This window comes from Arthrobacter sp. KBS0703 (assembly GCF_002008315.2).
In the GTDB taxonomy this organism is placed as follows: domain Bacteria; phylum Actinomycetota; class Actinomycetes; order Actinomycetales; family Micrococcaceae; genus Arthrobacter.
The window spans coordinates 2,389,088-2,401,903 of record NZ_MVDG02000001.1; the positions used below are offsets into that span (position 1 = coordinate 2,389,088).

8 protein-coding genes and 2 pseudogenes are annotated in these 12,816 nt (G+C 68.1%); 3 read left to right on the top strand and 7 right to left on the bottom strand.

From position 1 onward, the window contains the following. Positions 1 to 21: 21 nt before the first annotated feature. The 4 genes and pseudogenes from infB to rimP form a co-directional block, all read right to left on the bottom strand. Positions 22 to 2,922, bottom strand: a pseudogene (gene infB, locus B1A87_RS11265) (translation initiation factor IF-2). Between the two features lie 152 nt (positions 2,923 to 3,074). Then, a complete protein-coding gene (locus B1A87_RS11270) occupies positions 3,075 to 3,416 on the bottom strand; it encodes a YlxR family protein (protein ID WP_078026413.1) in 342 nt (113 codons plus the stop codon). Between the two features lie 216 nt (positions 3,417 to 3,632). Further along, positions 3,633 to 4,609 (bottom strand): annotated as a pseudogene (gene nusA / locus B1A87_RS11275) (transcription termination factor NusA). Next, the gene (rimP, locus tag B1A87_RS11280) at positions 4,609 to 5,226 is read right to left on the bottom strand and encodes a ribosome maturation factor RimP (RefSeq protein ID WP_078026411.1); all 618 of its coding nucleotides are present in this window, start codon (positions 5,224 to 5,226) and stop codon (positions 4,609 to 4,611) included. The pseudogene nusA and the gene rimP overlap by 1 nt, the downstream one beginning before the upstream one ends. A 105-nt stretch (positions 5,227 to 5,331) precedes the next feature. On the opposite strand from rimP, the gene B1A87_RS11285 reads away from it, so the two are divergent. From B1A87_RS11285 to B1A87_RS11295, 3 genes are read left to right on the top strand one after another with little or no spacing between them, the layout of a single operon-like run. Then, positions 5,332 to 6,474: a ferritin-like domain-containing protein gene (locus tag B1A87_RS11285; protein WP_144275795.1), complete on the top strand. Its 1,143-nt coding sequence runs from the start codon at positions 5,332 to 5,334 to the stop codon at positions 6,472 to 6,474. Positions 6,475 to 6,533: 59 nt separating this feature from the next. Continuing rightward, positions 6,534 to 7,277: a VIT1/CCC1 transporter family protein gene (locus tag B1A87_RS11290; RefSeq protein ID WP_078026409.1), complete on the top strand. Its 744-nt coding sequence runs from the start codon at positions 6,534 to 6,536 to the stop codon at positions 7,275 to 7,277. Between the two features lie 56 nt (positions 7,278 to 7,333). Continuing rightward, the gene (locus B1A87_RS11295) at positions 7,334 to 8,425 is read left to right on the top strand and encodes an aminoglycoside phosphotransferase family protein (protein WP_078026408.1); all 1,092 of its coding nucleotides are present in this window, start codon (positions 7,334 to 7,336) and stop codon (positions 8,423 to 8,425) included. On the opposite strand, the gene B1A87_RS11300 is transcribed toward B1A87_RS11295, so the two are convergent. The 3 genes from B1A87_RS11300 to B1A87_RS11310 form a co-directional block, all read right to left on the bottom strand. Further along, complete coding sequence (locus tag B1A87_RS11300; protein WP_078026407.1) at positions 8,391 to 9,794, bottom strand: pyridoxal-dependent decarboxylase; 1,404 nt, start codon at positions 9,792 to 9,794, stop codon at positions 8,391 to 8,393. The two genes, B1A87_RS11295 and B1A87_RS11300, sit on opposite strands and share 35 nt — an antisense overlap. Before the next feature lie 76 nt (positions 9,795 to 9,870). Further along, complete coding sequence (locus B1A87_RS11305) at positions 9,871 to 10,665, bottom strand: TSUP family transporter (RefSeq protein ID WP_078026406.1); 795 nt, start codon at positions 10,663 to 10,665, stop codon at positions 9,871 to 9,873. 18 nt (positions 10,666 to 10,683) lie between these two features. Beyond that, a complete protein-coding gene (locus B1A87_RS11310; protein WP_078026405.1) occupies positions 10,684 to 12,495 on the bottom strand; it encodes a proline--tRNA ligase in 1,812 nt (603 codons plus the stop codon). Between the last annotated feature and the right edge of the window lie 321 nt (positions 12,496 to 12,816).

Below are 12,816 nucleotides of genomic sequence, written 5' to 3' on the forward strand. Positions count from 1 at the left end.
CTTTGTGTCAGCTAGAACAACCTAGACGCGCGGCTTCTCGCGCATCTCGAAGGTCTCGATGATGTCGCCCTCGTTGATGTCGTTGTACGAGCCAAGCCCGATACCACACTCGAAGTCCGTGCGGACCTCGGTGGCGTCGTCCTTGAAGCGCTTGAGCGTCTCAACGGCGAGGTTGTCACCGATGATCTTGCCGTCGCGGCTGATGCGGGCCTTGGCGTTGCGCCGGATAACACCGGAGCGGACGATCGAGCCTGCAATGTTGCCGAACTTGGAGGAACGGAACACTTCGCGGACCTCGGCGGTACCAAGCTGGACCTCTTCGTACTCCGGCTTGAGCATGCCCTTGAGGGCTGCCTCAATGTCATCGATTGCTGCGTAGATGACGGAGTAGAAGCGCATGTCCACGCCTTCGCGGTCTGCCAGTTCGGCAACACGCTCGGCGGGCTTGACGTTGAAGCCGATGATGACGGCGCTGTCGACCGTTGCCAGGTTGACGTCGTTCTGCGTGATCGCACCGACACCGCGGTGGATAACGCGGAGCTGGACACCCTCGCCGACATCGATCTTGAGCAGCGCGTCTTCGAGGGCTTCCACGGCACCGGACACGTCACCCTTGAGGATGAGGTTGAGGGTGTCGATCTTGCCTTCGGCGACGGCCTGGTCGAAGTCTTCCAGGCTGATGCGCTTGCGGCGCTTGGCCAGGGCGGCGTTGCGGTCGGCTGCTTCACGCTTCTCGGCGATCTGGCGGGCGGTGCGCTCGTCAGCAGTCACGAAGAAGGTGTCACCGGCGCGCGGCACATTGGACAGACCCAGCACCTGCACGGGGCGGGACGGGCCGGCCTCGGTCAGGGCGCTGCCGTCGTCGTCGAACATCGCACGGACGCGGCCGTGGGCCGTTCCCGCAACGATCGTGTCGCCGACGCGCAGCGTGCCGGACTGCACCAGGACGGTGGCCACGGAACCGCGGCCCTTGTCCAGGTTGGCTTCGATCGCGATACCGCGGGCGTCCTTGTTCGGGTTGGCTCGCATGTCCAGGGCGGCGTCTGCGGTAAGCAGGACCGCGCCGAGCAGCTCGTCGATGTTGAGGTTCTGGCGGGCAGAGACCTCCACGAACATGGTGTCGCCACCGTATTCTTCCGGAACCAGGCCGTACTCGGTCAGCTGGCCGCGGACCTTGTCCGGGTTGGCGCCTTCCTTGTCGATCTTGTTCACGGCCACGACGATCGGCACGTTGGCCGCCTGGGCGTGGTTGAGGGCTTCAACGGTCTGCGGCATAACGCCGTCGTCCGCTGCGACCACGAGGATGGCGATGTCGGTGACCTTCGCACCACGGGCACGCATGGCGGTGAACGCCTCGTGACCGGGGGTGTCGATGAAGGTGATCTTCCGATCAATGTCTTCGTGGTTGTGCGTGACCTGGTAGGCACCGATGTGCTGCGTGATGCCGCCGTGCTCGCCCGCCATGACGTCGGACTTGCGGATGGCGTCAAGCAGTCGGGTCTTACCGTGGTCAACGTGACCCATGACGGTGACTACCGGAGGACGCGCCTCAAGGTCTTCGTCGCCTTCTGCTTCGAGCTCGGCATCGAAGTCGATGTCGAAGGTGGAGAGCAGCTCGCGCTCCTCGTCCTCCGGCGAAACGACCTGAAGCTTGTAACCAAGCTCCTCGCCAAGCAGTGCGAAGGTTTCCTCATCCAGCGACTGGGTGGCCGTTGCCATCTCACCGAGGTGGAAGAGCACGGTCACCAGCGCTGCGGGGTTCGCCTCGATCTTGTCGGCGAAGTCCGTGATGGACGAGCCACGGCGAAGCCGGACTACAGTGTTGCCGTCGCCGCGGGGTACGCTCACGCCACCCAGCGACGGGGCGCTCATCTGCTCAAGCTCCTGGCGCTTTGCGCGCTTCGACTTGCGCTGCTTGCCACGGCCAGCGCCGCCCTTACCGAACGCACCCTGGGTTCCGCCGCGACCGCGGCCGCCCTTGCCGAAGCCACCGCCGGCCGGAGCACCGCCGCCGGCACCGGGGCCGCCGGTTCCGGGAGCGCCGCCGGGACGACCGGACCGCGTCCGCCGCCGCCGCCGCCGGGACGTCCTGCACCGGCCGGTGCGGGACGCTCAGTGCGGTTCGGCATCATGCCGGGAGTCGGACGGTTTCCGCCGGCGCCAGCCGGACGGGGAGCGCCCGGACGGGGCCACCGGCGCCTGCTGCCGGACGGGGACCGCCCGGACGGGGGCCACCTGCGCCTGCTGCCGGACGGGGACCGCCGGCGCCTGCTGCCGGACGGGGGCCGCCGGGGCGGTCGCCGTCAGTGCGGCTGCCACCGGGACGGGGCATGCCCTGGGACGGTGCAAACGGGTTGTTTCCCGGGCGCGGCGGACGGTCTCCGTCGCCGCCACGGCCGCGGGCATGCCCTGGGACGTGGCGAAGGGGTTGTTGCCGGGGCGCGGGCCGCCCGGACGCGGAGCCGAACCACCCTGGCGGGCTGCCGGCGCGGCCGGAGCTTCAGCCTTCGGTGCCGGGCGTGCCCCGGGCTTGGCGCCCGTGGAGGGTGCCGCGGGAGCGCTGGCGGAAGGAGCTGCGGGGGCAGCGGCGGCGGGAGCAGCAGGTGCTGCGGGCGCGGCCGGAGCTTCAGCCTTGGCGGCCGGCGCCGGAGCGGTGCCGCAGCCTTGGGGGCGGCGGGACCGGGAGCCGGGGCGGGACGTGATTCTGCCGCCTTGGCCGGTGCTTTTGGCGCGGATGCGGGTGCTTCGGACTTCGAAGCAGTCGCGTCGGGGAAGGCGTTACGGAGTTTCCGCACAACGGGGGCCTCAATGGTGGAAGAGGCGGAGCGAACAAATTCGCCCAGTTCCTGCAGTTTGGTTACTGCATCTTTTGGAAGTGATACCGAGCTCTTTAGCAAGCTCATGTACGCGGACCTTGGCCACATTTCTCCTGTCTCGGTCCGCACCGAGCCAGGCACGAACCGTCTACTTCTTACTGCGGGCCTCCGCCGCGAGTGCAGCTGAAAGGCCCATTGCAGAGCGCAACAAAGTTGTCATCGTTGCGCACTCATCGCTGGGAACTCATCGGGTTTCCATCAGTTTTCTGACCCGCTTTCAGGTTGGACGGTTGTTGCTGCGGCCACCGGAGTGTCCACGGCTTGCGTGCCTGCCGTGATCCGGCGTTCAACATCGGCTGTTCCGGTCGCGCCGTTGAGGGCGCGTCCGAACGCTCGACGTTTGACCGCCAGTGCGAGGCACGCTTCGCTGGGGTGCAGCCATGCACCCCTGCCAGCCATCCGGCGTCGTTCATCCACTACGACGGCGGACGAACCGCCGGCGCCGGAGACAAGCCGGAGTAACTCAGACCGCGATCCTTTTTTCCGGCATCCGATGCAGGTACGTTGCGGCTGATTCCCGAGGTGTTGCACGTGTGCCACTGTCGAGTATCTTCCTGCCTATACATAACTGCTTGCCCGGCGGCCCGCTGCTGCCGTGAGGCAAATTTGCGGGCGCACACAAGCACGCTGATGCCGGCTGCGAGGCGCGGTCATGTTCTATTCTAGCCCCTCAGGGGCCTGTCACCGAAACTGCCCGCTGCAATCGCGGGCAGTTTCGGTGCCGGTCCGGGCGGCGCCGAGCCGGGGAGGAGTCCTTTAGCCGCGGGGAGCGGCGGCGTCGGAAACGATGTCGATCCGCCAGCCGGTCAGCTTCGCAGCGAGGCGGGCGTTCTGGCCCTCCTTGCCGATGGCCAGGGAGAGCTGGTAGTCCGGCACCACTACCCGCGCCGAGCGGGTCGCTTCGTCGGTGATGGTGACTGAATTCACACGTGAAGGCGACAGTGCGCTGGCGATAAACGTCGCCGGATCCTCGCTGAAGTCCACGATGTCGATCTTTTCGTCGTTCAACTCGGTCATGACGGCCCGCACGCGGGAACCCATTTCTCCGATGCAGGCACCCTTGGCGTTGATGCCGGGCGTATTGGCCTTCACTGCGATCTTGGTGCGGTGGCCGGCCTCACGCGCCAGGGCAACGATCTCCACGGAGTGGTCGGCGATCTCGGGTACCTCCAGCTCGAAGAGCTTCCGCACGAGGCCCGGGTGCGACCGGGACAGCGTGATGGACGGACCCTTGGTGCCGCGGTGCACGTCAATCACAAACGCGCGCAGACGGTTCCCGTGGACGTACTTCTCCCCGGCACCTGCTCGGGCGGCGGAAGCAGCGCCTCCACCGTGCCGAGGTTGACCTGGATCATGTGGGGGTTGTTGCCCTGCTGGATCAGGCCGGCAACGAGTTCGCCCTCGCGGCCCTTGAACTCGCCCAGGACGTTGTCATCCTCGACGTCGCGCAGGCGCTGGAGGATGATCTGGCGGGCGGTGCTGGCTGCGATGCGGCCGAAACCGGCGGGGGTGTCCTCGAACTCGCCGATGGGTGCACCGTCGTCGTCGATTTCGGTGGCCCAGATGGTCACGTGGCCGCTCTTGCGGTCCAGCTCGGCGCGGGCCTTCTCGAAGGCTCCCGGCGACTTGTGGTAGGCAACCAGCAGCGCCTGCTCGATCGTGGGGATGAGGAGATCCAGCGGGATTTCGCGCTCACGCTCCAGGAGTCTCAGTGCGCTCATGTCAATATCCATCAGGCCTCCTCAGAAGGTCCATTGTGTTCATTTTCCAGACCGGCCTCGTCGAGGTGGCTGAACTCAATTTCGACTTTTCCGCTGCGGATCTTGTCGAAAGGAAGTTTTACGGGGTCGCCCTGTTTCGGCTTCATGCCTTTTTTCACTGCAATTTCGGGGACGAGGGTCACTCCGGATTCGTCCACGGACTGGATCCGTCCGGTGACGTTCTCGCCCTGGATGACCTTGACGCTCACCATGCGTCCACGGGCGCGGTGCCAGTGCCGCGGCTCGGTCAGGGGGCGGCCCACGCCGGGCGAGGAGACTTCAAGGTCGTACGGACGGCTGTCGGTGCTGGGATCGCCGTCCAGGATGTCGGAGAGCTCCTTGGAGATGTCTGCGATGACATCAAGGCTGACCCCGCCGGTTTCTTCCTGCGGCAGGTCCACCACCACGTTGACCACGCGGTTGGAGCCTGCGATGTTGATGGCAACATCCTCCAGGTAGAGCCGGTTCGCCAAAACCGCGGGCTCAAGCAAGGCCCGGAGGCGTTCAGCCTCGGGATTGTGGACTGCCGCGGGTTCAGCCCTTCCCGCGTCGGTCCGGTCTGATGAAGCCGTGGCTTCTGCATTGCTCACGATGCCGGCCGCCTCCCGATAGATGATGTTGTGACTACTAGCGTAGCCATTTTCCGACGGGCTTGGTGCACCGAGTTCCTTCCGGCCGTGACAACATGGTCTGTTGTGAAAGACGACACCAGGGAAAACAGCAGGCCGCGGAACTTTTTCCGCTATGCCCTGCTTTGCTTCACCGCGTTCCTGGTGTTGAGTCTCGGTTTTGCGCTGATTCCGCGCGAAGCTCCGGCCCCCGCCGTACCGCCTTTTTCCGAGCAGGCGCGCGCCTCGGCGCTGGCTGAAACCATGCGGCTGCGGGCCGCGGGCCACGAACTTGCCGAGGGCGCTTCCGGTGCCCAGCGGCAGCTTTTCTCGCGGACTGTGACGTTGCTGACTACGCAGGCCAGGGCGTTGGTCCTCCCGGCCGAAAATGGACCCGACGGCGCACCGGCCTCCCCGTCGCCAGGTTCGGCTACGGGTCCGGCGACGGGCAGGGCCTCGGCCACCGCGGCTCCGGCCACCGTTGCTGCGTTGGTGGCCGGACTGTCCGCCAGCGGCAAACAGCGCCTCGTCCAGGCGGAAACGGCCGACGGCGGGATGGCCCGCCTGCTGGCCGCGGTAGGTACCGCGCAGCTGCTTCAGGCGAGGTCCTCGCCGAGGCGTCCGGGACGCCGGTCCCGGCACTGCCGACAGCCCCGGCACCGCAGCGCACAGCGGCGGACCCGTGCGCGGCATCAGCCTCCCCGCCGGCGCGGCCCCGCGCCCGCGTCCCGCCCGGCGCCGGGTGGCGCCGCTACGGCTGACGCGGGGACGGCCTCCCCCAACCCGGGGGCAGCGTCCCTGGCGGACGCGCTGGACAGAGTGGTCCGCACCGAGGTGGAGACCGTCTACGGATACCAGGTGGCCCTCACGAGGCTGGAAGGCGCCGCCGCCGGACAGGCCAAGGACCTGCTGGCCAGACACGAGGCGCTGGTGGATGAGGCCGAGGGGCACAGCCGTGCCCATTGCGCGCCCATCCCTCCCAGGGATCCGGGCTACACGCTCGGCACCTCGTTCCTGAAAACGCCCGCGGCCGGCCTGGCCAGCCTGGAGGCCGGAACACTGCCGGTGTACGGCGACCTTGTAGCCCTGAGCGACGGCGGGACCCGGTGCTGGGCCATCGCATCGCTCCTTCAAGCCGCACAACGCTCTATCCGCTGGGGATCCGACACCGGCCCGGTTCCGGGAATCGTGCTGGACACCACCCTGCTGCCGCCGCTGCCGGCAGGCTAGCCCCAGCACGGAAGAGATGCACTCTGGCAGCGTGACGCCCTGAGTGGTTTGCTGGAGGCATGGATTCAGCGGACAATGCGGCATTGCCCCCTGAAGGGCAGCACGAAAACGAGCCCCATAGCAACGACATCGTCCACCGCCTGAACTGGCTGCGCGCGGGCGTCCTCGGCGCGAACGACGGCATCGTGTCGGTCGCGGCGATCGTGGTGGGGGTTGCCGGCGCCACGAGCGAACACGGGCCAATTCTCGCGGCGGGCGCTGCCGGGCTTGTGGGCGGCGCCGTGTCCATGGCCCTGGGCGAGTACGTGTCCGTCAGCAGCCAAAGCGACAGCCAGAAGGCGATGATCGAAAAGGAGCGCCGCGAACTCGCCGAGGAACCCGAGGAAGAGCTTCATGAGCTCGCGGCAATCTACCGGACCAAAGGACTGAGCGAAGAGACTGCCAGGACTGTGGCCCGGGAGCTGACTGAGCACGATGCACTGGCGGCGCACCTTTCGGCCGAGCTGAACATCGATGAGGAGGACATCGTCAGCCCCTGGCACGCCGCCTTTGCCTCGGCCATCGCCTTCACCCTGGGCGCGGTCCTGCCCATGCTGGCCATCCTGCTGCCGCCGGAGAACATCAGGGTGGCGGTGACATTCGGCGCCGTATTGGTGGCGCTGGCCCTGACCGGGGGCCTCGGGGCATGGATCGGCGGCGGCTCCAAGGTCCGGGCTGCCGCACGGGTGGTGGTGGGCGGCGGGCTTGCCCTGGCCGCCACGTTCACCATCGGCAACCTGCTGGGGGCCAGCGGCATCGTCTAGCCCGCCTGGACGGAGCCTTCCGGGCTGAGGAAGGCCCGTCAACTACGCTGGAACGGATGAGCCAGCCACGAGACGTCCCCATTCCGCCGGACTTGGCGCGCCGCTACGCGGGTAACAGCGCGGGCCGTGCCTGGCTGGCCTCCCTTCCCGGCATGATCCGCGGACGCATGGACCAGTGGCAACTCGAACTGGACCTCGGGCAGGATCCGCTTCCGTGGAGCGGACACGGCGGCATCGTTGTGCCGGTGCGGTCAGACGGGACCGCCGCGGCCCTGAAGGTGGCCTTCCCCCATGACGAGGCCCTCGTGGAGCGCCATGCGCTGACCCTCTGGGACGGGCACGGCGCCGTTCGCTTGCTCGCCTCCGACGCCGGAACATGCGCCATGCTGCTGGAGCGCCTGGATGCCGGCAGGTCGCTCCATACCGAGCCGATGGACACGGCCGTGGAGGTGTGGGGCGGGCTCATGCGGGATCTGTGCCTGGTGCCTGACGGCCGCCCGCAGTGGCGGGAATTTGCCCATGTCGCGGCCCGCGCGGAGCAGTGGAGCGATGACCTGCCCGCCGAGTGGGAACAGCTCGGCAGGCCTCTTCCGCGGTGGCTCCTGGAGGCCGCCCTTGAGGTGTGCCAGACGAGGGGTGCCGTGGGCCGCCGTTCCGGTTCCGACGTACTGGTCAATACGGATTTCCACTTCCTCAATATCCTGGCCCGCCCCGGCGCGCCGGAGCAGCCCGGGCCGGGGAATTTTGCCGCCATCGATCCGCAGCCGATGGTGGGCGAGGCCGAGTTCGCCGTAGCGCCCCTGCTGTGGAACCGCATCCGGGACCTCCCCGCCGCCGATCCCGCGGCAGGGCTGCTCGAGCGCTGCCGCGACTTCAGCCTCGCGGCCGGCCTGGATCCCGAGACCGCCCGCCAGTGGAGCATCGCCCGGGAGGTGGACAACGCCCTGCACTACGCCTCGAAGGCCGGTCATGGCGGGGACCTGGCCCGTTCCCTCTGGATTTCCAGCACGCTGGCCGGCCGGACCCTGGACGGGCTCCCGGCTCCGCACGCGCTGCCCGAACCGGGCCAGGCGGCAGGGTCGGCAGCAGCACTGCCCGTACGGGGTCCGGCTGTCAGCGGGCCCGGACCGCTTCAAGAGCCTGTTTGACGGCCTCGGCCGCCGTGTCGACGTCGTCCGCGCCGGTGCTCCAGTTACTGACCGAGATCCGCAGCACGTCCCTGCCGTGCCAGCGGGATCCGGACATCCAGACCTTCCCGTCCGCCAGGATTCGCGCCGTCACGTCCCGCGTGGTGGCGTCGTCGCCGAAGGCGACGGAAATCTGGGTGAAGCCGACCTCGTTCAGCACCTGCACCCCGTCCATGGCCGCAAGCTTTTCCGCGAGCATTGCCGCCGAGGCAGCAAGCCCGCGGATCTGCGCGGCCACGCCGTCGCTGCCCAGCGATTTCAGGGCGGCCCACACCGGCACGCCTCTCGCCCTGCGGGAGAGTTCCGGGACTTTCTGGCTCGGATCACCGGCGCCGTCTGCATCCTGGATCAGGTAGCTGGCGCTGACCCCCATGGCGCTCCGCATTGCCCGGGCATCCTTCACGACGGCGACTCCGCAGTCGTACGGGACATTGAGGCTCTTATGGGCGTCCGTGGCCCACGAGTCGGCCCGTGCGACGCCTGCGGTCAGCTCGGCGAGTTCGGGGACGGCAGCGGCCCACAGCCCGAAGGCCCCGTCCACGTGCACCCAGGCGCCGTGTGCCTTCGACACCGCGATGGCCGCGGCAAAGGGGTCGAAGGCCCCGGAATGGAGGTTTCCGGCCTGCAGGCACACCAGTATCCGGGCGGGTCCGGACGCCAGGGCGCGGTCCAGGGCACAGTCCAGTTCCGCGGCGTCGATGCGTCCCTGGCTGTCGGCAGGGACCACGGTGGGGCTGCCCAGGCCCAGGTAGCGCAGCGCGAGGTCGATCGTGTCGTGCCGTTCCTCGCCGACAAGGCAGTGGATTCGCGGCGCGCCGGACAGGCCGTCGCGGTCCGCGTCCCAGCCGGCGTCCGTCAGGAGGCGCCAGCGCGCAGCGGCAAGGCCGGTGAAATTCGCCATGGTGGCACCGGTGACGAACCCGACGTCGGACTCCTCCGGCAGGCCCAGCAGCCGCAGCAGCCAGCCGCCCGCTGCTTCCTCGATGGCCGCAATGGCGGGCGTGGCGTAGCGGAGCACCGAATTCTGGTCCCAGGCACTGACAAGCCAGTCCGCCGCCATGGCTGCCGGCAGTGTTCCCCCGATGACCCAGCCGAAAAACCGGCCCGACGGCATGGCCATGAGCCCCGGTTCGGCATGCAGGGCGAGGTAATCCACGACCTCCGCCGCCGGCATTCCGGAGCGCGGAAGGTCGCCGCCGAACGCGGCCGCCAGTTCACCGGCCGTCTGCGCCGGCCCCACCCGGCGGCCAGGCTGGCTCGCGAGCCATCTTGTGGCGTGGCCTACGGCAGCATGAAGGGCCTCCGCATAGGGTTCCGCACCGGCTGACATACGGGCATGCTACGCCTTCCCCGGGCGGCTCGCGAGGTCCGTGTGTCCCCTCCCGGGGCGCGCCACCGAGCGCGCTTCAGGCGAAGTTTTCCTGCCACACGTCAGCCCCGAGTTTGATGATCAGGGCGGCAACAACCGTCAAGAACACGATGCGCACAAACCGGCTCCCCTGCCTCACGGCCGTCCGAGCGCCCAGGTATCCTCCGGCCATGTTCGCCAGCCCGAGCACCAAGCCCACCCCCCACAGCAGCGATCCGTGCGGCAGGAAGAACAGCAGGGCGCCCGCGTTGGTGGCCATGTTGACGATTTTCGCCTTGGCGCTGGCTTCGAGGAACGCGTAGCCCATGGCCGAGACCAGCGCGATCACCAGGAACGAGCCTGTTCCGGGGCCGATCAGTCCGTCGTAGAAACCGATCACCGCGCCGATGGTGCAGGCCACCACGTAGTGTGTGCGGCCGTCGTGCCTCAGTACCGTCAGGTGGCCGGCGTCGGGTTTGAGGGCGGTGAAAAGCGCGACGGCGACCAGCGCCACAACGATGATCGGCTTGAAGACTTCGGCCGGCAGCCGGGCGGCCAGCAAGGCGCCGCCGAAGCTGCCGGCCAGGGCAATGACGGCCATGGGCAGCGCCGTCCTGAGGTCAGGCCGGACGCGGCCGTAGTACGTCACGGCGCTGGTGGTGGTGCCGAAGATGGACCCCATCTTGTTGGTGGCCAGCGCCTGCACCGGCGTGATGCCCGGTACCAGCAGCAGCGCCGGAAGCTGCAGCAGCCCGCCCCCGCCCACTACCGCGTCCACCCAGCCGGCAGCGAATCCGGCCACCACTATCAGGACGAGAGTGGCGAGCTGGATCGATTCGAACCCCGAGACCACCCTGGCGGCTCAGGGACGTCAGTTGCTGCGGACGGCGTTGACCACGAAGTCAACAGCCTTGTCCACGGCCACGTTTTCCGCTTCGCCTGTGCGGCGGTCCTTGATCTCAACCACGCCGTCCACGAGTCCGCGGCCGACGGCCACGATGGTGGGCACGCCGACGAGTTCGGCGTCGCCGAACTTCACGCCGGGGGAAACCTTGGGGCGGTCATCGTAGATGACGTCCAGGCCGGCGGCTTCGAGTTCGACGGAGAGCTGCTCGGCTGCGGCGAAGATTTCCTCGCCACGGCCGACGGCGACGACGTGGACGTCCGCCGGGGCCACGGACCGGGGCCAGATCAGGCCCTTGGCATCGTGGTTGGCTTCGGCCAGGGCAGCCACGGCGCGGGTGACACCGACGCCGTAGGAGCCCATGGTCACCACGACCTGCTTGCCGTTCTGGTCCAGGACCTTCAGCTCCAGGGCCTCGGCGTACTTGCGGCCGAGCTGGAAGATGTGGCCCATTTCGATGCCGCGGGCGGTCTCCAGCGGCCCGGAGCCGTCGGGTGCCTCGTCGCCGGCGCGGACCTCGGTGCATTCAATGACGCCGTCCCAGCCGAAGTCGCGCCCGGCCACAAGTCCGAAGACATGCTTGCCGGCCATGTTGGCGCCGGTCACCCAGGCGGTGCCGTTCACGATGCGCGGGTCCACCAGGTAAAGGAGCTTGGCGGCGCCCTCGAGGCCGAGCAGGGGTGCGCCGAGGGACATTCCCGGGCCGAGGTATCCCCGGACAATCAAGGGATTCTTGGCGAGGTCCTCGTCTCCTGCCGCTTCCACGGTGATCTCGCCGGCGACGGGGAGGTAGGCGCCGATGTTGGCCTCGACGCGCTTGAGGTCGACTCCGCGGTCACCGGGCACGCCGATGACCACGATCTGGCGCTCACCGGTGGGCAGCGTCACGGCGAGGACCACGTTCTTCAGGGTGTCGGCGGCGGTCCAGGCGCCGCCGTCGGCCTCGCTCCGGGGCACGAGCTGGTTCGCCGCGTCCACCAGGGTTTCGATGGTGGGCGTGTTGGGGGTGTCGCGGATCTCGGCAGCGGGGGTGTCCGTGAAGTCGATCTCGGCCGGCACCACGGTGGTAACGGCCTCGACGTTGGCTGCGTAGCCGCCGGCCGAACGCACGAACGTGTCCTCGCCGATCTCGGTGGGGTGCAGGAATTCCTCGCTCCTGGAGCCGCCCATGGCCCCGGCGGTGGCCGCCACCGGGATGACCTCCAGGCCAAGGCGCTCGAAGATCTTCAGGTAGGCGGCCCGGTGCGCGGCGTAGCTGGCGTCCAGCCCGGCGTCGTCGACGTCGAACGAGTAGGAGTCCTTCATGATGAACTCCCGGCCGCGCAGCAGGCCGGCGCGGGGACGTGCCTCGTCACGGTACTTGTTCTGGATCTGGTAGATGCTCAGCGGCAGATCCTTGTACGAGGAGTAGAGGTCCTTGACCAGGAGGGTGAACATTTCCTCGTGGGTGGGGGCCAGGAGGTAGTCCCCGCCCTTGCGGTCCTTGAGCCGGAAAAGTCCCTCGCCGTACTCGGTCCAGCGGTTGGTGGCCTCGTAGGGCTCCTTCGGCAGCAGTGCGGGGAAATGCACTTCCTGGGCGCCGATGGCCGCCATCTCCTCGCGGATAATCTGTTCAACCTTACGCAGCACGCTCAGGCCGAGGGGCAGCCACGTGTAGATGCCCGGCGCGGCACGGCGGATGTAGCCGGCGCGGACGAGGAGCCTGTGGCTGGCCACCTCTGCGTCGGCGGGATCTTCACGCAGGGTGCGCAGGAACAGCTTGGAAAGTCTAAGGACCACGGGTCGGTATCCGTTTCTGGGGGAAAGTGCTGATTGTCTGGGTACTAATCTACCGGCAAGGCAGCGCCGCGGCTTCCGCGTCCCGGGCGCCGGTGGCCGCACTACAGAAGAGCCACGCCCCGCAAAGAAGCCCCTGGCCGTCTCCGGCTGGTCATCCTTGTGGTGGCGTGGCTCCGCGGCCGGTCATGCCGCTAATTCTCTGAGACCATCCGCGCCCGAACGACACGGTTAGGTAGAACCTATGTGATGGTGGTCACCGATTCAAGTCTGCGTGCCCGGATGATCCCGCTGACAGCCCCGTTACCGCACGCTTCCGCACCG